Source organism: Vibrio aerogenes (assembly GCF_024346755.1).
In the GTDB taxonomy this organism is placed as follows: domain Bacteria; phylum Pseudomonadota; class Gammaproteobacteria; order Enterobacterales; family Vibrionaceae; genus Vibrio; species Vibrio aerogenes.
Genome location: NZ_AP024861.1, coordinates 2,235,355 through 2,260,524, shown reverse-complemented (window position 1 = coordinate 2,260,524; position 25,170 = coordinate 2,235,355). Strand labels below are relative to the sequence as shown.

Annotated in this window: 22 protein-coding genes; 9 read left to right on the top strand and 13 right to left on the bottom strand. The window is 50.0% G+C overall.

The window, feature by feature from the left end; translation table 11 throughout:
* Positions 1-3 precede the first annotated feature (3 nt).
* Both OCV29_RS09995 and OCV29_RS09990 read right to left on the bottom strand, forming a co-directional pair.
* Positions 4-318: a YbjQ family protein gene (locus OCV29_RS09995; protein WP_073603983.1), complete on the bottom strand. Its 315-nt coding sequence runs from the start codon at positions 316-318 to the stop codon at positions 4-6.
* A 125-nt stretch (positions 319-443) separates the two neighbouring features.
* Positions 444-638, bottom strand: a complete 195-nt coding sequence (locus tag OCV29_RS09990) for a hypothetical protein (RefSeq protein ID WP_073603962.1) — start codon at positions 636-638, stop codon at positions 444-446.
* A gap of 95 nt (positions 639-733) precedes the next feature.
* Between OCV29_RS09990 and OCV29_RS09985 the strand changes: the two genes are divergently transcribed.
* The gene (locus OCV29_RS09985) at positions 734-1,633 is read left to right on the top strand and encodes a LysR substrate-binding domain-containing protein (protein WP_073603963.1); all 900 of its coding nucleotides are present in this window, start codon (positions 734-736) and stop codon (positions 1,631-1,633) included.
* A 109-nt stretch (positions 1,634-1,742) separates the two neighbouring features.
* On the top strand, positions 1,743-2,216 hold the full coding sequence (locus OCV29_RS09980) for a L,D-transpeptidase family protein (RefSeq protein WP_073603984.1): 474 nt from the start codon (positions 1,743-1,745) through the stop codon (positions 2,214-2,216).
* Positions 2,217-2,242: 26 nt separating this feature from the next.
* Here the strand turns inward: OCV29_RS09980 and OCV29_RS09975 are convergent, their stop codons facing one another.
* From OCV29_RS09975 to OCV29_RS09965, 3 genes are all read right to left on the bottom strand, one after another.
* The gene (locus tag OCV29_RS09975; RefSeq protein WP_073603964.1) at positions 2,243-2,857 is read right to left on the bottom strand and encodes a LysE family translocator; all 615 of its coding nucleotides are present in this window, start codon (positions 2,855-2,857) and stop codon (positions 2,243-2,245) included.
* 10 nt (positions 2,858-2,867) lie between these two features.
* Positions 2,868-3,557 (bottom strand): HAD family hydrolase, encoded by a 690-nt coding sequence (locus OCV29_RS09970; RefSeq protein ID WP_073603965.1) that lies wholly within the window; start codon positions 3,555-3,557, stop codon positions 2,868-2,870.
* Positions 3,558-3,746: 189 nt separating this feature from the next.
* Positions 3,747-4,607, bottom strand: a complete 861-nt coding sequence (locus OCV29_RS09965; protein ID WP_073603966.1) for a DUF6279 family lipoprotein — start codon at positions 4,605-4,607, stop codon at positions 3,747-3,749.
* Between the two features lie 182 nt (positions 4,608-4,789).
* Between OCV29_RS09965 and OCV29_RS09960 the strand changes: the two genes are divergently transcribed.
* Positions 4,790-5,236 carry a GNAT family N-acetyltransferase gene (locus OCV29_RS09960; protein WP_073603985.1) on the top strand — a complete coding sequence of 149 codons (447 nt, stop codon included), beginning with the start codon at positions 4,790-4,792 and terminating at the stop codon, positions 5,234-5,236.
* 20 nt (positions 5,237-5,256) lie between these two features.
* Here the strand turns inward: OCV29_RS09960 and OCV29_RS09955 are convergent, their stop codons facing one another.
* From OCV29_RS09955 to OCV29_RS09925, 7 genes are all read right to left on the bottom strand, one after another.
* On the bottom strand, positions 5,257-6,123 hold the full coding sequence (locus OCV29_RS09955) for a hypothetical protein (protein WP_073603967.1): 867 nt from the start codon (positions 6,121-6,123) through the stop codon (positions 5,257-5,259).
* An 84-nt stretch (positions 6,124-6,207) separates the two neighbouring features.
* Complete coding sequence (locus tag OCV29_RS09950; RefSeq protein ID WP_073603968.1) at positions 6,208-8,931, bottom strand: PEP/pyruvate-binding domain-containing protein; 2,724 nt, start codon at positions 8,929-8,931, stop codon at positions 6,208-6,210.
* A 32-nt stretch (positions 8,932-8,963) separates the two neighbouring features.
* Positions 8,964-9,935, bottom strand: coding sequence for a phosphatidylserine decarboxylase (locus OCV29_RS09945; RefSeq protein WP_084193322.1), 972 nt, complete (start codon positions 9,933-9,935; stop codon positions 8,964-8,966).
* Between the two features lie 16 nt (positions 9,936-9,951).
* Positions 9,952-10,500 (bottom strand): CDP-archaeol synthase, encoded by a 549-nt coding sequence (locus OCV29_RS09940; RefSeq protein WP_084193323.1) that lies wholly within the window; start codon positions 10,498-10,500, stop codon positions 9,952-9,954.
* A complete protein-coding gene (locus tag OCV29_RS09935) occupies positions 10,490-11,167 on the bottom strand; it encodes a CDP-alcohol phosphatidyltransferase family protein (RefSeq protein ID WP_073603969.1) in 678 nt (225 codons plus the stop codon). The genes OCV29_RS09940 and OCV29_RS09935 overlap by 11 nt, the downstream gene beginning before the upstream one ends.
* Positions 11,164-13,992 carry a PEP/pyruvate-binding domain-containing protein gene (locus tag OCV29_RS09930; RefSeq protein ID WP_261887314.1) on the bottom strand — a complete coding sequence of 943 codons (2,829 nt, stop codon included), beginning with the start codon at positions 13,990-13,992 and terminating at the stop codon, positions 11,164-11,166. Before OCV29_RS09930 ends, OCV29_RS09935 begins: the two co-directional genes overlap by 4 nt.
* Positions 13,993-14,008: 16 nt before the next feature.
* Positions 14,009-16,684 carry an aminotransferase class III-fold pyridoxal phosphate-dependent enzyme gene (locus OCV29_RS09925; protein ID WP_073603971.1) on the bottom strand — a complete coding sequence of 892 codons (2,676 nt, stop codon included), beginning with the start codon at positions 16,682-16,684 and terminating at the stop codon, positions 14,009-14,011.
* Positions 16,685-17,564: 880 nt separating this feature from the next.
* Here OCV29_RS09925 and acuI point away from each other — a divergent pair.
* Positions 17,565-18,551 carry an acrylyl-CoA reductase (NADPH) gene (gene acuI, locus OCV29_RS09920; protein ID WP_073603972.1) on the top strand — a complete coding sequence of 329 codons (987 nt, stop codon included), beginning with the start codon at positions 17,565-17,567 and terminating at the stop codon, positions 18,549-18,551.
* Here the strand turns inward: acuI and acuR are convergent.
* A complete protein-coding gene (gene acuR, locus OCV29_RS09915) occupies positions 18,512-19,162 on the bottom strand; it encodes an acrylate utilization transcriptional regulator AcuR (RefSeq protein WP_073603973.1) in 651 nt (216 codons plus the stop codon). The genes acuI and acuR overlap by 40 nt on opposite strands.
* Positions 19,163-19,267: 105 nt before the next feature.
* On the opposite strand from acuR, the gene OCV29_RS09910 reads away from it, so the two are divergent.
* The 5 genes from OCV29_RS09910 (at position 19,268) to OCV29_RS09890 (ending at position 25,123) form a co-directional block, all read left to right on the top strand.
* Positions 19,268-19,843 (top strand): NADAR family protein, encoded by a 576-nt coding sequence (locus OCV29_RS09910; protein WP_073603974.1) that lies wholly within the window; start codon positions 19,268-19,270, stop codon positions 19,841-19,843.
* Entirely contained in the window at positions 19,836-20,195 is a 360-nt protein-coding gene (locus tag OCV29_RS09905) for a hypothetical protein (protein WP_139281586.1), read from the top strand. Before OCV29_RS09910 ends, OCV29_RS09905 begins: the two co-directional genes overlap by 8 nt.
* Before the next feature lie 141 nt (positions 20,196-20,336).
* The gene (locus OCV29_RS09900) at positions 20,337-20,513 is read left to right on the top strand and encodes a hypothetical protein (RefSeq protein ID WP_175561543.1); all 177 of its coding nucleotides are present in this window, start codon (positions 20,337-20,339) and stop codon (positions 20,511-20,513) included.
* Positions 20,514-21,161, top strand: a complete 648-nt coding sequence (locus OCV29_RS09895; RefSeq protein WP_073603976.1) for a hypothetical protein — start codon at positions 20,514-20,516, stop codon at positions 21,159-21,161.
* Between the two features lie 116 nt (positions 21,162-21,277).
* On the top strand, positions 21,278-25,123 hold the full coding sequence (locus tag OCV29_RS09890) for a leucine-rich repeat domain-containing protein (protein WP_261887313.1): 3,846 nt from the start codon (positions 21,278-21,280) through the stop codon (positions 25,121-25,123).
* Positions 25,124-25,170 lie beyond the last annotated feature (47 nt).

The window sequence follows — 25,170 nt, the reverse complement described above, 5'->3', positions numbered from 1 at the left end:
GCATTACTCCACGACAACAGCCGTTCCGTAAATAAAGATCTCGGAAGCTCCCTGAGCAACAGAAGACGTCGAGAAGCGAACATTAATTACCGCATTGGCGCCAATGGATTCGGCCTGTGCTTTCATTCGCGCCATCGCTTCCGCGCGGGATTCTTCCAGCAGTTCGGTATAACCTTTGAGTTCTCCGCCGGTGATATTTTTCAGGCCAGCCATTATATCGCGTCCGACATTCTTTGCCCGGACAGTACTGCCCTGAACCAGGCCCAGATGCCGGGTAATTGTTTTTCCGGGAACCACTTCCAGATTGCTGATCAACATATGAATTCCTTTGTTGTGAATGATGTGATGAATATGCTGCATCAGATAGGACGGTTGCGCAATCAGAAAATACGCAGTCAGTGACTGACAGGCATCCATGTCAGGTTATGCTACTTAAGCTGAAGTTATAAATATTTACGATAATCACTCTGATCATCCTGCTCTGTGGGCAGGCCGGTGTCTTTTCTGAGGTGCACTGAAAAGCATTCCGGCAGGGTGGAAGGTTTGGTTGAATGTGAACGTGTTTGCCATACAAAATCACGCTTTTTCAGTGAAATACGGAAGCTGATATCCCATTGAAGTACCATTTTTATCATCATTATGATTCCATTGACGTGACATAATGGCGTCAGTATGCGTATTATCAACAGGAAAGACGAACGATGAATGATTATATAAATAATAAGTAAAGCTTATGGATAAACGATTAAGATGGCTCTCAGGGCTGCGGTATTTTGAAGTGTCCGCCCGGTTGGGCAGTTACACCAAAGCAGCCCGTGAATTATGTGTGAGTCAGGCGGCTGTCAGTCAGAAAATACGCCAGTTAGAAGAGGCGCTGGATTGCAAACTCTTTGTCCGTCATAAACGTGATATGCGGCTGACGCGCAAAGGAGAAATTCTGTTTGAGCGGGTGAATGATGGCTTCGGACAGATCATCTCCGGGCTGAATACGATTCAGTCGGAGCCGGTAGAAGGCCCGCTGGAGGTGTATACAACCCCGTCATTTGCTTCCCGCTGGCTGATGCCCAAACTGTGGAAGTTTACCATGCGTTATCCGAAGATTCAGGTCCGGGTTTATTCCTGCTGTGAAATTCCCGATCAGGACTATACCCGTGTGGACGTGGCTATCTGGCAGAATCTGATTACGGAACTCGATAATCGCCGCTTTCACAAAGAGTTACTTTTTGAGGAAGCACTGATTCCTTTCTGTTCGCCTGAACTGGCAGAATCAATAAAATTCACCACACCAGAACAGTTGCTGAAATGCTGGCTCATCGAAGGGATTGATGCGCAGCATACTTCATGGCAGCACTGGTTTCAGGTCGCGGGTGTTGCAATGTCGGGTGAAGATGTGATGTGGATGGAAGTGACGACGTTTGATATGGCGCTGAATGCAGTGGCTGCCGGGCATGGGGCATGTCTGGCACCACTGAGTTTTGCAGATGATTTTATTGAGCGTGGACTGCTGGTCAAGCCATTTGATATTGCGCTGACACCCGGTTTACGGTTTGATATCTGGCATGATCCCGAATCGTCTCGTCTGGCCCGGATTGAGGTGTTCAAAAACTGGCTGAGAGAAGAGACGGACACCTGACGATTGATTCGGTCTGAACTAAAATTAAACCGACATACCATGACCGCTTTAAACACGCCCTGATGACCCGGAGGTTTTTGAGTCAGCGATGAGAGATGATCACTTCCTTATGAAATTGATGTTGTTGATGGTTTGCCTGATTTCCCTGCCCGGATACGCCAGCGTTGATCTGGTGAAAGTTGATAAATCCGAGCGGATAATGTATCTGATGAACGGGAATCAGGTGGTGAAACAGTTTCGAATTGCGCTGGGTGCGAATCCGAAAGGTCACAAACGGCAGCAGGGGGATGAAAAAACGCCCGAAGGGACGTATACACTGGACTATAAAAAAGAAGATTCGTCCTTTTACCGGGCGATGCATATCAGCTATCCGAATGAGCAGGACATCGCCAACGCCAGAAAAGCCGGGGTTTCCCCCGGTGGGTTGATCATGGTCCACGGACAAAAAAATGGTTTCGGCAGTCTGGGTCATGTGGCTCAGCGGTTTAACTGGACCGATGGCTGTATTGCGTTAACCAACCACGAAATGGACGAATTTATGGCGCTGGTCAAAGTCGGCACCCCGATCCGGATTGAATGGTGACTCCGGGGCGTGTTCTGTCCGGGCGGTCAGATAACGAAAAGAACCCGGACAGCCAGTAAAATCAATACGATTCCTGACAGGCGATCAACCATCACGGCTTTGGACCGGATACGGTCGACCACGTGTGCACTTGACAGCAACAATGTCACCAGGCTGTACCACAAACCATCCACTACCGCCGGTGTGGCAACGATAATGATCCGGCCGGTTATCTCATGACCCAGTGCGACAAACTGGCTGAACAGCGCGATAAAAAACAAGGCAATTTTCGGATTCAGCAAGGAGATCAGTGCGCCTTCACGGGCCGATTGTAACACGGAGGTTTGCTGGCCTGATTCCAGTTTAGCTGCCAGACCATTTTGAGACCGGAGTGCCCTGAAACCAAGATAAGCAAGATAGATAGCGCCGGCATAGCTGATGGCCTGAAACAACGTCGGGTGTTGCCGGAGGATAATCGCCAGACCTGACATCGTGATAAACGCATAGAAAGCAATGCCGCAGGCGTGCGCCCATGCCGCCGCCAGCCCGTTCAAACGATTGCCTGCCAAAGCATGCCGGGCGACAATAGCCAGGCTGGGACCGGGAGACATCGCGCCCAGCAAACAAATGGTGAAAAAGGGTAGCCAGTGGGTGAGGGTCATCGTATTCTCCTTAATGACAACATGAATCAACCGCAGAAATGTTTGCAGGAGTGAATGTACAGTGCCGGGGTACTTCGGTCAGGCTGTCACAGACCGTATGTCCCAGCGTCAGCAGCTGCGCATCCGGCTGAATGAGATCCGGGATCTGAATGACCTGCATACCGGCTGCGACACCGGCACGCACACCATTGGCTGAATCTTCCAGTACGAGGCAATCTGCCGGAGCGATATTCAATGCGGCGGCGGCTTTCAGATAAATTTCCGGGGCAGGTTTACTGTGTGTGACCTGATCGCCGCCGATCACCGTCTGAAAATAACCGGTCAGCCCGGTCTGGCGAAGTTTCAGTAATGCGCGTTCCCGGTGGGTCGATGTGGCGACTGCCATAGGCATGCCCAGTGCCTGAAGTTGTTGAAGGAGTTCAGAAGCGCCGGGTTTCAGCGGTACATTTCCCTGCGCGAGCAGCGCCTGATAATTTTCCTCCCGCGTTTGGGCGAATGCCGGATAATCGACCACCTGTCCCATGGCTTGCTGTAAAATCTCGTGCGTCCGGGCGAGGTTGGTGCCGATACAGGTCAGATACACTTCCGTAAAATCATTCAGACCAAACTGCCGGCAGGTCGCCTGAAAGTTTTTCAGCGCCGGCCGTTCGCTATCAAGCAGCAGGCCATCCATATCGAAGAGTACAGCACAGACAGACATTAATGATTCCTTACCTTTCAGGATTAATACGCAGTATGAACAGAGAAAGCGCTATGAACAGACAGCGCCATGAACAAAAAGCGCTATGAACAAAAAGCGCTATGAACAGAAAGCGTTATCATAACGGGTGGCGTGGCGGCTGGCGAGAGGTTTATGACCGTATCATCATACTTTCCGGTCACCCTGACGTTATTTGATGACCGTGTTTTGAATTTCCAGTGCGATATCTTTCCAGTCCTGTATTTCTTGCCGGAAATGTTTTGTCTGGGCCGGAGTCATCTGGTGGATGATTTGCAACAGATAAGTCTGACTGGTGCGCTGATTATGTTCAACCAGCCTGCGAAAGCCAGGAGGGTAATAGCTTTCTGTATTTTGTAATAAGTCATTGAGCCGGGCCTGAAAGCTTGCCGGCTTTTTTCTCTGGTCCATCAAAGACTGTGCTTCCGCTTCCAGCTTGTGCTGCCAGGTTCGCCAGGTCCGTGAATTCATATCGTTATGGTTGATCCAGACCCGGATCGTTTGATTTTGTTCTGGCGTCAGATCGCCCAGCCATGTTTCCAGACGTTCCCGGATGCGTTTTTCGGCTTTTTCCCTGAGTTCTTCGGCAGTCCCAAACAGATATTTTTTATTCAGATCATGATGGCGCTGGTGTAAAGCCGAGATAAATTGCTGGGACTGTTCTGGCGTGAACGTTTCTGAAAGGCGGGTGATTGCAGGGGCTGCCTGTTTCATCAGTGTGCGGGTAAACACCAGTGTTTGTTGCCGGAGTGATGAGAATTCACCGGATGAAATCTCAGCCGGGTTGAGTCCGGAGAGCTGATCAAGAAAGCGGATGTATTCTGCGACTGCATGATGAATCATCCAGCGCTGGATGCGGTGAACTTCTTCATCCAGTATCTCTTCCTGCGCATCCGTGAGTGAGACATAGTCATCCACATAATCACGTACGAACCAGTCGATATTGCGAAACAAAAACTGTCCGGAACACCCGGCTAAAAGCAGGCAAAGCAACACCGAAGTGACACAATACCACCGGCATTTTTCTGGCATATTTGTCTCCGGATCTGGATAAATATAATCAACTATAACCAAGGTGAAGGCCGATGCCTACATTATTTTTCCGGTTGTCCGGGTGATCAGAATTCGATACCTTACTGAAAATCAGAATAATCTGCGGGGAAAAGACATTGACAGCACTCACTATCCGGGCTTATCAATCCAGTGATGCCCCGATGTTGTGGCAACTTTTTTATCATACGGTGCGCCATATCAACATTCGGGATTATTCACCGGCCCAGACACAAGCATGGGCGCCGGAGGGATTTGATATGGCGATCTGGCAGCAGAAGATGGATGATAATCAGCCGGTTGTGGCTGAAATCAACGGGACAATTGTCGGCTATACCGATTTACAGCCGGATGGTTTGATTGACCATTTTTTCTGCCATCATCAATATCAGGGGCTGGGTGTGGGAACAGCACTGATGCAGCATGTGCTGGAGACCGGGGCAAAAGCCGGGATGACCCGGTTTTATTCCGAAGTCAGTCTGACCGCCAGACCGTTTTATGAACACATGGGGTTTTCGGTGGTTCGTGAAAACGCATGTGAGATACGCGGACAAATCCTTAACAATTTTCTGATGGAAAAAGTGGTTAGCGACAGCGCCGGTAGCGGCTGAGCGCGCTCAGATCAGGTTGCTCAGTGAAACAGGTGGAAAGCGATGTCGGCCAGCACCGGTAGCAGAAAGAACAGGTAGCCCCAGACGTAAAACGGCCGGGCTGTATTGCGGGTCGGATGGCGGATGAGTGCGCATTCCAGACGTATGATCACCAGTGTGCAAATGCCAAGTGCGGCCAGGAAAACAGAGCTGACTGCCTGATAGTGAAACAGCAGATAACCGGTGCCGGCACTGAGTAAATAAAGGGCCAGTGATGTCATCGCCAGTGTTTTCTGGTTGAACCGGTTCAGTGGTTTGAGCTGACCGGGAGGGGTGTGCGCCGTATCCAGCAGCGAGTGAGATAAATCATGGGCAAAGCTGCCGAGCCAGAAGAAAAGCGCCATCAGCAGGTGTGCCATCCCGATGTGCCCGGTGGTTAATACCCCGGCATAACAGGGAAAAATACCCAGCATCGCATTCAGCAATGCGGTATGAACCAAGGTTGGCAGCCAGGGCTTGATGAAAAAAAATAAGCTGCAAATCAGCAGGGCGGACAGTAAAAAAATCAGCATGGCAACAGGGTGGGCTGCCGCCACAGTATTCATGACGATGAGCGGCCCTGTTACCAGCCAGCGACATCGTTTCAGAATAGACACACTGAATTGATCGCGGCACAGCAGGCGCTCCGGGTGAGCGATGCGATCAATCCCCAGATCGCATAAATCATCAGACAGGCGAATCAGGAATAACATCAACACTGCTGAAAGTATGCCGGTAAACAGGACGACCGGGTGGACGGGATGTTTGATGACGGGGGCCAGCAACAGAACCGAAATCAGCAGGGTGATCCCGGCAGGACTGCGTTCCCGGCTGTACAGACCTATGATTTTGAATACTTTACGCCACAAAACAGACTCCTGTTTCTCTTATCATACCCTTGTCCCTCTTATCAGACTCTCCCCCTTTTTCAGGGGGAGGGACGGACGGCCGCGTCAGGCTGGCAGTTGCTCTGCTCCGGTGGCTGAATCCGTTTCAGACACGGGAGAAACCGCCGGGTTCTTTGCTTCATTCAGATGAATTTCCCCGGTTTTTCCGTTCAGGGTGATTGGGCTGCCATCCTGAATATAACGGGTGGCGTGTTTCACGCCAACCACCGTCGGAATGCCCAGTTCCCGGCCAATAATGGCAGTATGAGACAGCAGGCTGCCCCGTTCTGAGATTAACCCCGCTGACATCGTCATTAAAAATACCCAACCCGGATCGGTTGTTTCTGAGACCATAATCCGGCCTTTCAGGTCAGAGCCCTGAGACGGGTCGGTGATAATCCGTGCGGGTGCACTGACCCGGTCTCCGGCACAGCCGACGCCTTTTAATATATCCGGATTGTCTTGTAAATTCAGCCGGATATCCGGGATTGTATTGGCATAAACGCTGCCGCGGGTAAATATTTTGTTATCCTGCGTTTTTCGCTCCTGATTTTTTACCTCATTCTTTCTCAGTGCCACTAACGGCCTGAAGTCTGAGGTGACGCCGCAACCCTGACGAAAATCTTCCAGTTCAGATAATGTCAGATAGAAAATATCCTCCGCCCGGGTGAGCATATTTTCGCTGACCAGACGGTGACCGATATGGTGGAGCAGGGTTCTGAAGAAAGAGAAATGCAGCCCCCGGTCCAGACGGGTGGCTTCGCGGTTAGCAATCGCCTGGCGTGTTTTCTTCAGTAACCATTTCAGCCAGCGTTTTTTCTTACTCTGACTGAGTGCGGCTTCCAGCTGCGGTCCGGCATCGGTCGCTGGTGCTGGCTCTGACGGTTCCTGTGCCGCTGACTCGAGCAGGATATGCAGTAAATGGAATGGATTTTCGTGGAAAGTACTGGCTTCCATAATCAGTTCTTTCGGGGACCGGTAGCCGTAGCGTTCAATATGCCCTTTCAGCGCCGCGGCAAAAGCTGTGTATCCTTCGTGAGTCAGCGCACTGGCGAGCGCCTGTGGCTGGTTCAGATGTGGCATCTGTTTCAGCCGTTTTAAACAGGACTGCAGTTGTTCATCGCGTCGAACCTGTGTGATCAGGGTATTGAGGGAATCAACAGGTTTGGTGCTCTCTACCGACTGATTGCCGAGTAACTGATTGATGAGATTATCTGCATCGGCAATACCGGCCCTGGCAAACTGCTCGCGGGTCAGCGCCATAAAGGACATGGCATAAAAATCATTGAGCAGCGGGAACGCCATCGATTCGGTAAACCGGATCACCAGCTGATGCAGTGCTGCGATGAGCGTATCAGAACCGGCATTGTCGGTATCAATGGCTTCGTAATCCCGGCGGATTTCAGCGGTAATCGCAAAATATTTGTTGATCATCTGCCGGTGGCGCAGTGCGTAATAGCCCAGTTTCAGCGGAAACATCACCGCTGTTCTCAAACGCGCTGAGCGGCTGAGCGGCATGTCATCCAGATTGTCGGTGAAGGAACCGTCGGTGCCGACCATTTGTTCAAAAAAGTGAATAAACCGTTGTTTAAAATAAGGAATGGTCAGAAATATCCGGTACCAGTTACTGATGTTGTAATACGTGCGGCCATGAATAAATCCGACCAGATGCTGTAACACGTCTTCCCGGTCTTTGATCACACTGGCCGGGATACCCAGCATCTGCATCGTGCCTTTCATGCAGTGATAATAATCATTGCGGACGATGGAAAATGTCATCGGCAGAATGATACCCGGATAGCTTTCTGCAATATTACAGTTATCAAAGACACGTTCATGTCCGGCGGGAATCGTTGTGATCGGGCGGGACTGCAGAATATAAAGTTGCCCGCTGTGATCGAACGACCATTCGATATCCTGCCAGGTGGTATAAATCCGGGCTATCTGGTCTGAAGCCTGCAGCAGGGCCAGCCGCTGCTGCTCAGAAAGCACCGCCTGTTTTTGCAGGTCCGGTTGTACTCTGGTTTCCTGCGTGCCGCCTCCGGGATGACTGCGCAGTTGCCGCTGTTTCTCTTCGATGTGCAGCTGCCATGTCCGGGTAGGTTTATCAAAGAGGTATAAATCGGTTTCTACCTTGTCGCCAACAATGCCTTCTCCCAGTCCGTAACCGGCGGCAATGGCCAGTTTTTCCAGCCCGTTTTGCGGGTCAGCCTGAAACATGACGCCTGAACTGACAGCATGCACCATCCGCTGAATTACCACGGCAACCGCATTCTCTTCATGACGGATATTGGTGCGCTGGTGAATATAAGTCAGCACGCCGGGTTCAAAAGCACTGGCCCAGCAGGCTTTGATTTTGGCCTGAATATCGGCACCACTGACATTCAGCCATGTACCGAGCTGTCCGGCAAAGGAGTTTCGGTCACCATCTTCACTGATGGCTGATGAACGGACGGAGAACTGCGTCGTCGTTTCAAAGTGATTGAGGTGTTCCTCCAGCGCCTGACACAGGGCTTCGGGGAGTTCACAAGACAAAATCAGGGCCTGTATTGCTTTGGCCGTTGCGGTGAGTGAGTCGAGCGAGCCGAACTGGCACTGGTCCAGATATTGCCGGATTTGTGGCCGGATGGCGGCGGTTGACTGACGGTATGCCTCTGCAGAGATGCAGATAAACTCAGGGACTTTGAGCCCCGCCGACTGAAGGCGGAACAGGTTGCCCGCTTTACCGCCGAGCTGTGCCTGCTTTTCAGCGGCATCATTTGGTGTATGAATAATGTAGTTTTGTTTCATGGTCGTTGAATCTGTCGATGATGTTAAATCTGTTAATTGTTATGCAGGGCAGCGATTTGTGTGCCGTATTTCACCAGTGTTTCAATGCCGCTGGTGCTGTTGGCCAGGATGTCTGCATCGACTGTCGGGCCTTCGGGGCCCCACAGCAGGACGACGGTTGAGCCGCCAAAACGAAAACAGCCTTTTTCCTGACCCCGTGAAAAGGTCGTGCCACTGAATGTTTGTTCGATGGTGCCAATCGTCAGGGCACCAATTTCTGCCATGACAATCTCCCCGAAGTGCGGTGATGTGATGGTGGTGATCGTGCGTTTATTCAGGAAACTTTGGGCGCCACTGCTTAAAGCGATCGGATGCACTGATTCCAGTGGTCCTGAGATATTTTTCTGGTGAGCCAGTGTCCCGTCACACGGAAAATGGAAACGGTGATAGTCTTTGGGAGCCAGCCGGATCACCAGGGCTGTGCCGCCATCAAGTGCCGCTGCGCTTTCCGCAGACCGGAGCAGCGCTTCCAGACTGACCTGCTGGCCCTTGAGCTGCATTTTGGCGCCTGGCCGGATGGGGTAACAGAGTACCCGGCCATCCGCCGGTGACAGCAGCGCCCGGTGCTCCGGGCACAGAGGACGGGCCTGTGGTGTCAGACGGCGGCAGAAAAATTCATCCAGCGAGTGATAGTCGCCGATGGGTTTTTCTGCTTCATCGATCGCGACACCGAAAGTATCCGCAAATTCACGGATGTGCCTGCGGCTGAGCCACAGGCGCTTTTTTATCGCGTTCAGGTGGCTGAACCAGGGATGACGAAACAGGTGTTTACGCAGGAACACACCGGATCGGGTGTGATACAGAAACATCAGTGCTTGTTCACCATAAACCCGTTCCGTTTCTTTCAGCCCGGTTTCCCGGTTGATGTACTGTATCTGCGGAATCCGGTGTGGTTTAACTGGCCCGGCCCGTGTTTCAGAAACGGAGCGCCGGTCAGAATCTGAGGGTTGATTGGGTACTGGCATACGATTTCGCCTCACATCAAAAGGGTTGTTTTCTCAGGCCAATGCTGTAGAGGGTGAGATTCACAATCAGATGCACCAGCGGGCCGAGTAAAATAATCCAGAGAAAGACGATCACCGGCACATCAAGCATGAGTGCGTATACAATCGCGCAGCCAATGGCTGAGTCCGTCTGATCAATCAGCGTAAACCAGAACGCATTTTTTGCCGCCTGCTGGCCCGGCGGAATCTTCAACCGGCGTTTGACCCATGAATTCGGCAGTTCAGGAATCACATAGCCGATGCCAAGCAAAATGCCCAGCAACACCGGATCTGTGGTGGTCAGGTCAACCAGCATCCATGGCTGGAACCAGGTGTAAAGGATGCAGATCAGGACGGTGCCGGGAATGGTGGCAAGCGGCATCACCAACATACCCCGCCAGGTTTTATTCCTGCCGAAGGCGTGTTCATTGAGCGGAATGGCCCAGGCAGAGAACCAGTTTCGTTTGACCACCATCATGTGAAAGGAACCGGAAATGATCAGCGGCAGCATGAGAATCAATGCGGATAAAATAATCTCAGCCCACATGGAAGCCTCCGTTGATACCTTGCCAAAGCCAGAATACAGTGGCCGCAAGAGCCAGCACCGGCATCAGCAGATAGACAATGCCGCCCGGTTTTTTCATGGTGAATGGTGTAATGAACAGCATGCCGGTCAGCAGCATCAAGCCATCAGCATACTGGTTTGCAGCCTGTTCAGACATCAACACGGAAGGGAAAAGACCGACACCGAAAATCAGCGCTGCAAATGTCACGGGCAGGCCCAGATACGATTTTGTGGCGGTTTGTTTGACCGGTTGCTGACCCTGCCGGGCGTTTTTTTGCGGCGGTACGTGAGATTCCTGAAGGACATTAAAATAAGCCAGACGTTGCGCAGCGGCACAAACATAGAAGACGGCAATCATCAGGGTCCAGATGTTGTGGTACATCGTGGTCATGATAATGGCCGGTGTAATGCCAAAGCTGATGACATCGACAATCGAGTCAATCTGAACCCCGAAGCGGGATTCAGTCTCTGTCCGAGGGGCGCGGCGGGCCACCATGCCGTCAAACAGGTCAAAAATACCGGCCCAGATGAGTGCAGCCAGAGCAAACTCATGATTGCCGTTAATGGCCAGTGTACAAGCGAATACGGATGCAATCAGGCCAAGCATGGTCACGCAGGCCGGGGCGTTATAAATTCCGATAATATTCATGATTGACATTCCTGCACAGAGGCTTCTTTTACGCTATTTGTTTTTGAGCCTTTTGTTTTGAAAATATGGCTTGCGGTGTCAGATGTTTGTCCGGAAGACTCTGGCTCAACCGAAATGTGCGCCTGTCCGGAGGGCAGTGAGGGTGTTTCGCGGACGGGTGGAATGACATGTCCCCGGTTACCATCAATCGTGATGATGTCTCCATCCTGAATCAGGCGGGTTGCATGCTTGACAGCCAATACTGCGGGAATGCCGTATTCCCGGCAAATGACGGCTGCATGGGATAAAATACCGCCGGTTTCTGTGACCACACCTTTGAGCATAGAGAATTTGGGTGTCCAGCCCGGATCGGTACAGCGGGTGATCAGAATGTCATCCGGTTGCAAACGGTCTGCATCATGAATATCGGTGACCACTCTTGCAACACCGGTGATCATGCCGGGACTGCCGGATACGCCGGTCATGGCCCGGCCATCCGCCGGCAGTGCTTCAGATGTGGTACTTTCTGTTTGATTGCCGCCAAACATGCCGTAGCGTTCACCCACTTCATCTGCGATTTGATAATGTGAAAAGCTCAGATAGTAAGCCCGGTTTTTACGCACGAGATGACGGGCTTCATCAGGCGGGATATCTCCCCGGACAATGGCAACCAAATCCGGCATATCAAGGAAGAAAGCATCATCCTTTTGTGCCAGCACCCCTGTTTTTAACAGGCGTTCTTCGACGGCGAGGGTAATTTTCCGGACATACAGATAGTAACGGATGGACAAGTCACGCAGTTCTTCCCGCCACCAGAGAAACTCACGCACCTGTTCAAGCTTTTTCGCCATTTTTCGCCGTTTCAGCAGTGGCGTCGCGTGCAACAGTGCTTTTTTCACGGTATTCATTCTGAGCTGTTGTTCATTATTTCTCACGCGGGGATCTTTATCGCTTCCCTGCAACAGCACGTCCTGCAGCTGCTCAATCACCATTTGCGGCACTTCTGCATATCTTGGCACCAGCATATCCAGTTCCCGCTGTGAGTGATGGCCGAATTCGCGCAGGTAAACCCGGATTAAATTCATATGATGATCGGTCTCACCATGGTGTAAGTCGGCAGCAATCTGCTGGCTGCTGTGATTGTGCCAGTAATCCCGGCTTTCCTGATCGGCCATAATCAGGTCGCGGATTTTCCATAGTCTTTCCATCGGAGCCATGTGGGAGACACCGGACAGGCCACTAATCAGCAGCGGGAACTGACTCATATCGAAACGGGTTTTCTCAACTTCGTCCTTAAATAAACCGTTGAGGTTGGTGTTGTCATAGATCAGGTCAAAATAAGTGGATTCATTGACAAAAAACTCTTTGCGGATAAATGACTGATAAAACCCGAACAGTTCATCATCCGGCATGGCTGAAAAGTTCATCGCAGCCAGTTCCTGCAGCCGCCGGTGCTGCCTCAGTGAAAATGCCGGTACTTCTTTTAATTTCCGTTTCACATTGGCCCGGATAATCATCAGGGCTTTAAGACCGGTCAGAATCGTTTTCGGCGTGTTTTTACTGACGATCCCATCGCCCTGATAGCGCGGAGAAATCCCGAGGCCTTCGTCAAACACCCGTTCGTTAAAACCCGGAATTTTAACCAGACATTTTTTAACTTCACTCAAATTCCAGTACGGACGGCCAAAGAAACTTCTCTGCCAGACACTGCCGCGGGCCGGGGAGAGGCGTAATCGTTCAAGGTAAGCGCCCATGGTTCCGTCAAGGGCATATTTATACAGTGAAGCCATATATGGCGTACAGACCGTGGAGGAAACACCACCATCCCGGTAGTCTGCTGATGTCCATTCCCCGTCAATGGCGCTATATCCGAATTGTGTCACCGGGCGGCTTTGCAGAATATAGAACTGATTCTCTGCACAGGCCCACTCAATATCGACAGGAAAACCGCTTTGCATTTGAATTTTCAAACCGAGATCCGCCAGTTGCCTGACTTCCTCCGGTGATAAAACCGCATGGGTGGCGACGGCTTCCGGCAGGGGAACAAGCCGGACAAACGGCGCTTCATTGAGCCGGATACACTGATGTTCCTTTTCAGCAATGGTCCGGCCGGACTCCTTTTCCTGATACCAGTCATACCGGTATTGATCGGGCGTGACAGCGCCCGATACCAGTGCTTCCCCAAGACCAAAAGTCGCTTCGATGAGCATTTCTGTATCCCGGCCTCTTACCGGATCAACGGTAAACAGTACGCCGCTTTTTTCTGCCGGAATTAATTGCTGCACGACCACGGCCATACCAAGTGGCACGCTGGTGTGTTGCTGTGTCATATAAGTCTGAACCCGCTGATTAAACAGCGAGCACCAGCAGGTTTTAATCGCCTGAATGATATCTTCTGGCTGTTGTATATTCAGCACCGACTCAAACAAGCCGGCAAATGAAGTTTCTGCACCATCTTCAACGGTTCCGCTGCTTCTGACAGCAAAATGCTCACCGGCATGCTGTGTGGTAAATTCAGCGATGTCATCGATGATACCTTGTGGCAGATTGCAGCCCTGAATCATGGACTGGATCTCTGTGTCACTGGCCGGTAGTGGCTGGTCTGGCTGTGCCATCCACTGAACCAGTTCATTGAGGTGGTTATAGCGGAGTGTTTCTGTAAAAGCGGTAGCCGTGAGGCAGCAGAAGGCCGGGACCGGCATCTTCATTTGATTGGACAGCTCCCACAGTGAAGCGCCTTTCCCGCCGAGGATTCTGCGCAGCAGCCCGGCATGATTCTCCGTCACACCGGGAAGCGTGCTTTCCCGGCTGACGACCATCGTAAAATCTGTAATTGCATGAGACATGTACTGGTTTCCTTATTCAGCAGGTATAGGCCGCCTGTTCCTTTGTGTGCGGCGCAGTTGTATGTTGCTGTGAATGATGTTTGTCCGGGCCGGAAATATCCTGCGCTGTCAGATACGTGCTGAACCCGTGTTTTAAAGCCAGCTGAAAAACTTCCCTGGCTTCTTCAACAGAAGAGATACCACCGATACTGTAGTTTTTGCGGGCTTGTGACATGGTGAGAATGACGGTTTCAGCCAGACATGCGAGGGTGACGCCGGTTGGCAGCTCAGCAATATTAGGGCCGCCGAAGCGTAACTCTGCCGGCAGGCGAACCAGTCCGCCGTCATAGGCCGTAATATCATTGCGGTTTTGTTTGACTTCCTGCAGCAGGTCAGACGGACGCGCCACATCACAAACAATCGTTCCCGGTGCAAGCATGTCCGGACTGATAAAGGATTCGCCATTGCTGGTGGCGGTGATAATCACATCACAGGCTGGCAGGGCATGTTCAATGTCATTGCTCAGCAGCAGCGGGAAACCGTCTTCCCGGCCATAGGTGGCAATATATTGCTGTTTTACCGCGCGGAAGATGTCCTGATATATCTCTGACGGGTAGCCTTCCGCGGGCAGCCGGGAAAGACGGGCCTCAATCATGGCTTCGGCTCCGGCATCCGCCAGTGTTTTCCATAGCGGTGTGACGGACTCACTTAATACCCCGGAAAAGAGTTTGTACAGAAACTCACCGGCAACCACTTCCTGTTTGGTTACGTTGTCCTGATTGCGCGGGTTGCCTATCAGGTACAGCTGCTGAAATTCGCTGCCAATATCGAGCAGGCACAAACGGCCGACTGACCCTGAAACGCCGACAATACCAAGCGTTTGTTGTGACATCTGTGTTGTACGCGCCCGGCAGATCGTCCGGATGCTGTCGGTGCTGGTTAAAGCGGTGAATGCGTTCCCCGTTGTGACAGGCGTACCGCAGTCTGCGACGGTGGTGCCGCTGCGGGTGATGACCGAAGTAAATGCACCCAGGCCAATCATATCGCCGCCTTTCCCCTGAGCAATGTCGACATAGGATTTGATGAGCGCTTCTTTTTTGTCTTTGGGTAAGCGCATCATATCTTTCGGGGTGAGCAGGCTGCTGATCAGCCAGCCATCAACATAACCGCCATTTGCTGAAGGGATACATGGCATGTAGTAAGCGGGTGACGCACCGCCATAGAAGGCTTTGGCTCTTCCCAGCCAATGCTGAATTTTTTCGGTTTCCTCCGGGGTGTAAGCCGGCTGACCACCGGGCATACAGTCGATGGTGTGCATATCTGTCACCGGATGGACAAAGAAGCAAAAGGTGCCAAGTTTTTCACCCTGTGGCACGATGGCCGGATTTTTATATGGTCGGGCGGGGGTATCCGGATGTTGTTCTCCGATACCGACTGCGGCCCGGATCAGTTCATAAAACCGGCCTTGTGTAATCAATTCACCGGTTTTTTCCAGTGCGTCGATCAGCTGGTCGATTTCTTTCTCTGTGATCAGATAACAAGGTTCGATACGCAACACATTATGGCTGTTCATCGTCGGCAGGGTACAGATATGATGGCGGTTGAGCAGGTAAGCTGAGACCAGAGGCACAATGATACCCTGACCGGACACCGTCGGGCACAGGTAGGACTCTTCGTCATGCCATGGATTCAGTGTCAGTCCCTGCATCAGACCAAGGCCATCACAGGTTTTGAACGCGACCGGATACTGCGACACTAACTGCTCAAGACGCTCGTGCAGATACGCACCGACACGGGCAACATGCGCGATGATTTCCGGTTCCTGCGTCAGTTTTTTCATGACCGCACAGCCTAGTGTGGCGGCCAGATGATTATTGGCAAAGGTTGACGTGTGTAACTGACCAAATTCTGCGGACCAGGCTTTTTTGTTGGCAATGCAGGCGCTGAGAGGAATCAGACCACCACTCAGGGTCTTGGCAATCAGTAAGATATCCGGGTGAACATCATCATGTTCACACGCAAACAGCTTACCCGTCCGGCCAAGGCCGGTTTGCACTTCATCCACGATCAGCAGGGTGCCATATTTTTTACACAACTGTTCACAGGTTTTCAGGTATCCGGGCGCAGGGGTGATCATACCGCCTTCGCCCTGAACCGGCTCAACAATAAATGCAGCGGCTTTGCGATGACTGAGCACTGCTTCTAATGCCTGCGGGTCATTAAACGGGACGTGCAGAAAATTGTCGGCTGGTGCATAAAACGGTTGTTGATAATGCTGATTGCCGGTGGCCAGCAAAGCGGCCATTGTCTTACCGTGAAAACTGTTTTTGGCAGAAACAATGATGTCACGCCCCGTTTTTGCTTTGGCCATTTTGATCGCACTCTCCACGGCCTCTGCACCGGTACAGCTAAGCGTGACATGCTGCATATCGCCCGGCGCTGCTTCAATCAGTGCCTGAGAAAGCCGCTGTGCGCCTTCGGAGAAAAAAGGCTGAATCATGACTCCCGGATCTTCTGCTTGTTGTGCCGTGAGTATCTGCCAGAGAAAGTCCGGATTATGACCAAAGGGGACAGCCCCGAACTGAGAAATAAAATCCAGATACTTTTCACCTGTATCTGAAATCAGCCAGAGTCCTTTGGCTCTGACTATATTTTTATTAAAATTGATAAGCTGTAATAGCTTTTGTCTTTCTATATTTAAATAATTATCCATGCCGGGAATCTCATAGTTAAATAATCTGTTAAACGAGCAGATTAAATTTTATTCTCAGAGCCTAAATAACACTTTTGTTAACCTAAGTGTTTCATCTTCTCCGGGGTTTTGATGTCGGTATATTTTGAAAGGTTTTTTAATTCATTTTGTCGGTAATATTATTATTGGTAATGTGTAAAATATTTTTAGTTAATTGTGTTATTTATGAAAAATAAACAACACGAAATATGCTGTATTTTTTGAATAATTTATCTACAGTTATTTATATTTAATAACTGATATAACTTTAACTTAAGCTATTGATGTTTCAGACTAATGGTTGAGTGCATACTAGTCTTTTTATAAGAAAATTCAACATATATATGACAATTTTTTTAAAAATTATGTTGACATTTTAAATTACAGATAAATTTATTTTTAATGGTTAATTATGCAAAATTTAATTGAATGATAAATATGAATTATGACAAGACTGATGACATATTATTGTAGTGATGTTTAATTATTTAAATTTAAATATATATAATTGATTAAATATTGGATAGGTCGGGTTTAGTGTTTGATTTATCATCTTGTATATTTATGAGAAAAATATGAAAAAATATAATTTCAAATTGATTGATGATCTAAATACCTGTTCCTGAATATGCGCCACTTTTGGTCACGAGGCAGATATACCCGGATGATCTCAAGAAGCATCTTCAGGTCGTTGAGGCATCATTCATATTGTTCTGAGATCGTGCAGGCTGAAACCGGTTAACCAGCACTGAAAATCAGTTTATCTCAACCAGAAATTTTTTGTATTATTTTATAAACGATCGGTCTATAATGTTGAAACTGAATTAAATCAAGCATAACTGACCCTCCGGAGGCGAAAAAGATGACGTTTAAGGCAATTTATATTGATAAAGCAGAAGAACAATACCAGTGCACACTGACCGGGTTACAGGACAGTGAATTGCCGGAGGGCGACGTCACAGTTAAGGTGGAATATTCCACCTTAAACTATAAAGATGGCCTGGCCATTACCGGTCAGTCACCGGTGGTGCGCCGTTTTCCTATGGTGCCCGGTATTGATTTTTCCGGTGTGGTGGAGTCCAGTCAGCATCCGGATTTTCAGCCGGGACAAAAAGTGTTGATCAATGGCTGGGGACTGGGCGAAAAATACTGGGGCGGGCTGGCGCAAAAAGCCACGGTTTCAGGCGACTGGCTGCTGCCCGTGCCTGAAGGGATGAGCGCTTACGATGTGATGGTCGTTGGCACCGCAGGATATACGGCGATGTTGTGCGTCATGGCACTGGAAAAACATGGGGTGACCCCTCAGTCCGGCCCGGTACTGGTGACTGGTGCGAATGGTGGTGTGGGCAGTTTTGCCATCGCATTTCTGGCAAAACTGGGTTATCACGTGGTCGCTTCTACCGGCCGGAAGGAAGCCGCTGAGCGACTGCATCAGTTAGGTGCACAAGCGATTATTGACCGGCAGTCGCTGTCTGAACCGGGACGACCGCTGGCCAAAGAGCAATGGGCGGCAGCGATTGATACGGCGGGCAGTCATACACTGGCGAATGTGTGTGCTTCCACAATGTATGGCGGTGTGGTTGCCGCCTGTGGTTTGGCTCAGGGCATGGATTTACCGGCATCCGTCGCCCCGTTTATTTTGCGGGGTGTGACACTGGCTGGCGTGGATAGCGTGATGTGCCCTGTGCCGGTACGTCAGGCCGCGTGGGAGAAGATTGCGCAGCTGGCTGATCGCACCGTGCTGGACAGCATTGGCATGCTGATTGGCATGAATGATGTGATTGAAACCGCGCAGCAGCTGCTGGATGGTCAGATCAAAGGCCGGGTTGTGGTGGATGTGAACCGGTAATATGCCCAGAACTCATCCAGTGGTTCGACGGACTGAAACAGTTTTGCCCGCATCACCGCGCCTTCCCAGCCGGACCAGAAGACCGAAGCCAGCCGGTCGGTGTTTGCATCTGCTGCAATTTCTCCGTGGGCTTTGGCCAGTTCAAGACACTGGCCAATGCGCATCTGCCAGTCTGAAATGATCTCCCGCAGCTGTGCCGAGAGGGCTTCAGACAGTTGTGGGACTTCCTGCATCATATTGCCAACAAGACAGCCGCGTTTGAACTGATATTGTGTCATCCCTTGTTTGGCATTTTCCACGAAGCTATCTATCCGCGCCAACGGCGTCAGCGTTTCATCAAGTAAGTGTTTATCCAGTTTATGGGCAAAATAGCTGCCGTAAGCGGTTAACACCTGCTGACCAAAATCCTCTTTGCTCTTGAAATAATGATAAAAAGAACCTTTCGGCACCTGAACATTTTTCACAATCGGATCAACCCCGGCGGCAATAAATCCGTATTCAGTGATCAGTTCCAGACCACTGCGAAGCAGTTGGGCTTTGGTGTCGGTAAATTCCCGTTCGGTTTTGGGTGGCCGTCCGCGACGGCGTTTTGGGGGATTGTCCGTAGTCACTGAGTTTTGTCACTTGTGCTGGTCGATGAAACGCTTTACTTTACCGGAACTCACCGGGGATGAAAAGAACAGGGCACCGGTCCGTGAATTTCCGGGTGAGTTTGTATGAAAGATAAATTGAGCAGAACAATGACTATAAAAAATAACGATGAATTAAAACAATGGATTGCTAAAGGCGGCCGCCCGAAATTCATTTTCTTCTGGGGACACCAAAAAGCCAAATCCGGTGTGTCCAAATCCTGTTTCAGTCAGTGGTATAGCGCGCCGTTTGAAGAAAATGGTATCCGGTTCAAAACCGCCGAACATTATATGATGTATCACAAAGCCATGTTGTTCGGCTGCCCGGACATTGGTGAACAAATCATTGCCAGCTCCCATCCGAATGAAGCCAAACAGCTGGGCCGTAAAGTCACCGGCTTTGATGAAGCGGTGTGGCACGAAAAACGGTTTGATATTGTGGTCAGCGCCAACCGGCTGAAATTCAGCCAGAACCCTGAATTGAAAGACTTCCTGCTCTCCACCGGCAAACGGATTCTGGTGGAAGCCAGCCCGGTCGATAAGATCTGGGGCATCGGTCTTGCCGCTGATCATGAACTGGCAGACATTCCGGCCAAATGGAAAGGGTTAAATCTGCTCGGCTATGCGCTGATGGTGGTCCGGGGTGAGCTGGGTGGTGAATAATCAACGCAAGAAACAGCATGGCAACCGTCATACAGGAATGAAAATATTCTGCGTCGTGGCCTTAGCCGTCCAGCTGATGCTGATCAGCAGTTCCTGTTATTTTAAGCATCAGGCCGAAGCCGAATCGAGACAAGCGTCAAAAGAGCTGTTATCCAGTCTGCCCGGCCTGCCGGCAGGTTTTGAGCGGAGCAGACACTTGCGTGATCTGGAAGATTATTTCGATTATGCAGAAATGGTGTTCTGGGTCGTGGTGGTGGTGCTGATTCAGGTCAGGAAAGTGGGAAATACCAGTCAGGCTGATCTGGCGATTTATGCACCTTTTTGGTTTAGTTTTTTGTTGAGTTTTGTGTAATTTAAAACTCAGCCAGCATCTTTGTTACATGGCAACTTGTTATCTGTCGCATCGTTAATCTTTCGCCTGAAATCTTCATTTTCCGGCTGAGCTTGCTGTAGTAGTATGAGTGCTATGGCAGTTTAGATTGGAGGAAATGGAATGTTTGATTTTCAGGCAGCACTTGATGAGCGTTTAGCGATTCTTAAAAAGAAAAAAATCAAATCCTGTCAGGGTGAAAGATTGCATGATTGTTCAAAAGAAAGTATCCGGAAGTCTTTGATCGATGCAGGTATTCTGGATAAACATGGACAAATGATCCAAAGGGTTCAACCGTAAATGCACATTTCACCCAGTATTGTGGTTGGTTTTCATGGGTGTGACAGGTGCGTGTTCGATGCCGTGCTCAAACACGGCGAATCTCTTTCCGGAAGTGAAAATGACTATGACTGGCTGGGCCATGGTATTTATTTTTGGGAGGGGAGCTATCAGAGAGCATTCGAATGGGCAGAGCAAAGTCAAAAGGTTCGGGAACCCTCGGTCATCGGCGCATTTATCCGGCTTGGAAATTGCGTTGATTTGCTTGACTCTAAAGACCTGCAAAAAGTGAAATCCGCCTATGATATTTTAAACGCTGAATGTCAGGAACTTGGTGTGGAACTCCCACAGAATAAAGTTTGTATTAATGATATTAGTTTTGTCCGGGAACTGGATTGTAAGGTGATTTTGAGGCTTCATCATTTAAAAAATCAATTGATAGCCCAAAATCTGGGGCTGTCTGATAGTTCTGGTCAGAACCGGCGTAAAGTCCAAAATCATCCTGAGTTTATTGACTCAGTCAGAGGCATGTTTCCTGAAGGGAATGAGCTTTACCAAAGCGCTGGTTTTCGCGATAAAAATCATATCCAGCTCTGTATTGTTAATCCCAACTGTATTTTAGGCTACTTTAATCCGGTTCAGAGAAATTACTGGTACAAAGCTGTGTAATCATCTTCACCCCGCCATCCTTTATATTATGTGAATCTGCATGTATACAAAAAGCTGCAAAGCCATCAGAATAACAGGCATCAAAAGAACAGCTCATCACGCACCGAAGGAACGCTATGACCGGATTTCAGCACCCCGCCGCCCATCAGGAAGCCCGCCGTTTAATCGATCACGCATTAAAAACCGCCCAGACCGAACTGGATCTGAGCGGGTTACGGCTCAGACATCTGCCGGAAGATATGAATGTGCTGGCACCGCAACTCACCCGGCTGAATTTAAGTCGGTGCCGGGTTTTGGAGACTTTGTCCGGATTAGAAAATTTTCAGCGGCTGGAGTCGCTGAATTTAAGTGGGTGTGATGGTTTAAGCAGTCTGTCGGGGCTGGGTGATTATCCGCAGTTGCAGTCGCTGGATTTAAGCTGGTGTGATGGTTTAAGTAGTCTGTCGGGTCTGGGAGATTATCCGCAGTTAGAGTCGCTGGATTTAAGTTGGTGCAGAGGTTTAAGCAGTCTGTCGGGTCTGGGCGATTATCCACAGTTAGAGTCGCTGAATTTAAGTCAGTGTGATGGTTTAAGCAGTCTGTCGGGGTTAGGGGATTATCCGCAGTTACAGTCGCTGAATTTAAACTGGTGTCATCGTTTAATGAGTCTGTCGGGTTTGGGGGCTTGTCCGCAGTTACAGTCGCTGAATTTAAGTGGGTGTGGTGGTTTAAGCAATCTGTCGGGTCTGGGAGATTATCCGCAGTTACAGTCGCTGAATCTAAGTGGGTGTGGTGGTTTAAGCAGTCTGTCGGGTTTGGGGGATTGTCCGCATTTACAGTCACTGGATTTAAGTGATTGTGATGGTTTAAGCAGTCTGTCGGGTTTGGGTGATTATCCGCAGTTACAGTCGCTGGGTTTAAGTTGGTGTCATGGTTTAACCAGTCTGTCGGGTCTGGGCGATTATCCGCAGTTACAGTCGCTGGATTTAAGTCGGTGTCATGGTTTAAGCAGTCTGTCGGGTTTGGGATATTATCCACAATTACAGTCGCTGAATTTAAGTGGGTGTGATGGTTTAACCAGTCTGTCAGGTCTGGGCGATTATCCGCAGTTACAGTCGCTGTCTTTATTTGGGTGTGATGGTTTAAGCAGTCTGTCAGGTCTGGGAGATTGTCAGCAGTTACAGTCGCTGGATTTAATTAGGTGTGATGGTTTAAGCAGTCTGTCGGGTCTGGGGGATTGTCCGCATTTACAGTCGCTGAATTTAATTTGGTGTGATGATTTAAGCAGTCTGTCGGGTCTGGGCGATTATCCGCAGTTACAGTCGCTGAATTTAAGTGGGTGTGATGGTTTAAGCGATCTGTCGGGTCTGGGCGATTATCCGCAGTTACAGTCGCTGAATTTAAGTGGGTGTGATGGTTTAAGCAGTCTGTCGGGTCTGGGCGATTATCCGCAGTTACAGTCGCTGGATTTAAGTTATTGTCGTGGTTTAAGCAGTCTGTCGGGTCTGGGAGATTGCCCGCAGTTACAGTCGCTGGATTTAAGTGGGTGTTCTGGTTTAAGCCGTCTGTCGTGTCTGGGAGATTGCCCGCAGTTACAGTCGCTGAATTTAAGTCAGTGTGCTGGTTTAAGCAGTCTGTCGGGGCTGGGGGATTGCCCGCAGTTACATTCGCTGGATTTAATTGGGTGTTCTGGTTTAAGCCGTCTGTCTGACTTGACTTTATTTCCTCAGCTCAGCCGATTAACAATCCGTCACGTTTCCGGAGAACAACTGTCCTGGTCAGATGCAAAAATCTTACTGCTTGAACGCCCCAGACTTGATATTTATGGTGCTTTACCCATCGAACATGTGCCGCCTGAATTAACCTCTGAGTTCGATCAAAAAGCAATTGAAGACTGGTATCACGAGATTCAGCAACATGGTTACCAAACGCCGAATACCCTGAAAGTGATGCTGCTGGGCAATGGCCGGATTGGTAAAACCCAGCTGGCAAGACGCTTGCGGGGGGAAGCCTATGATGACACCGTGCCCAGCACGCACGGTATTGATGTGCATGATTTTCAATGGCAGAGGGATGATATGGATGTGCAGATTAACTGCTGGGACTTCGGTGGGCAGGATGTGTATCTTGGCACTCACAGCCTGTTTATCGATCAACGGGCGGTGTATGTGCTGCTATGGCATCCCGGATTTGAAAATAATGACCTGGTGAGTTGTGAGCAGATTGAAATGCGTAACCGGCCACTGAGTTACTGGCTGGCGTATTTAAAATCCCTGGCCGGGACCGAAGCCAATATACTGGTGTGCCAGAGTCAGTGTGACCAGCTTGAAAGCGAACAGACGGCCCCGATTCCTCATCCGCAGCCGTTTCAGGCCCTAAAACAGTTGGCATTCAGTGCCAAAACATCCGATGGGCTGGCGGTGTTTGAGCCGTATTTTAAACGGGCACTTCAGTTGCAGTCTGAACGCAACGGGGAGGTGTGGTTGCCGAACTCATGGTTTGCGGTCGAAGCGGAGATTCAGGCTTTACAACAAAAACAGGTCAAACAGCTGAGCTATACGGCGTTTGTGACCTTGTGTGCAACCCATCAGGTGGCTGCACCGGAGACGCTGGCCGGGTATCTGCATCAGTCTGGCCGGGTGTTTTACCGTCGCGGCCACTTTGATGATCAGTTGATCCTTGATCAGGCGTGGGCGCTGCAAGGGGTGTATTTATTACTGGAGCGGCAAAATGTCCTCCCGGTTCTGAAAGAAAGTGGCGGTTGTTTTACCCGCGAGACACTGAAAAACCTGCTGTGGGATCAGGAGATTGAGGAAGCCGATCAACAGCTGTTTGTAGAGATGATGACGCAGTGCGGTGCCTGTTTCAAAATTGATGAACAGCACTATTTAGCGCCGGATGCATTGCTGGAGAAATCCCCGGTGCGCTTTGAACAGATCTGGCAGCAGGCAGCATCTGATTTTCATGTCCGGTTTGAATATCGCTTCCTGCATGATGCCACTATGCGTTATTTGTTGAGCCAGATTGGTGATAAAGCGGGCGCACAGGCTTATTACTGGCGCTATGGCTGCTGTTTTTATGACAGTCAGCACCGGGTCAAAGTGCAGTTTGAATGCGCGCTGGATGAACATTGGCTACAGGATGAGGTCGACCCTTTCACACAACCGGGGCATATTGATATTCAGATCGCCGGGGCTTCCGGGCAGGCACTGGCGGAACATTTGATTGAATCCATCATGGAAAAAACGCATTTAGGCCAGAAGCCTACTGTACATTGGTTAAAAGGTTCAGATAATCAGAAGGAAGACGCGATGACTCAACAAGACTCACAGGAAAAATCATTTAGTGCGATTGGCACCGCCGGTGTGGCGCCGGACGCCTTGCCCAATGTCTATTTTTCTTATGCATGGGGTGATGAAACTGATGAGCGACAGGCGGTGTGTGATGAGATTTATCAACAGCTCAGTGAGCACGACGACCTCAATGTGCTGCGTGATCGCAACGTGATGAAAGCCGGAGACAGCATTGAAGCCTTTGAACGGCAAATCGGGCGGGGAGATTTTATCGTTTTGCTGGTGAGTGAAAAATCGCTTCGTTCCATTGACTGTATGCATGAGCTGGCGATGATTTATCACTGTAGCCTGCGGCAGCGGGATGACTTTGTCCAGCGGGTGATTCCCGTGGTGCTGTCTGATGCTAAAATTGGTGGTATCGAAGATTGTCTGGAAGTCGCCGCATTATGGGCTGAAAAGAAAAAGAAACTGAAAAAAATGGTGAGTCAGGTTGGGTCTGAAAATGCGGGAACACAGAGCGTGAAAGTTCAGCAGAAACTCACGGAGATTACCGGCTGTTGCGTGGATGCATTGTCATGGATCAGTGACCTGATTACTGAACGTCAACCGGACCTGCAAGCACAGGCCACGGTTGAGTTCGTGTTAAAGAGAATCCGCGGGCGTCAGACTGCTGACCGGACATCTTCATAGCCTGATGGCATTATCTGTTGAGTTTTGTCTGATTTAAAATTCAGCCT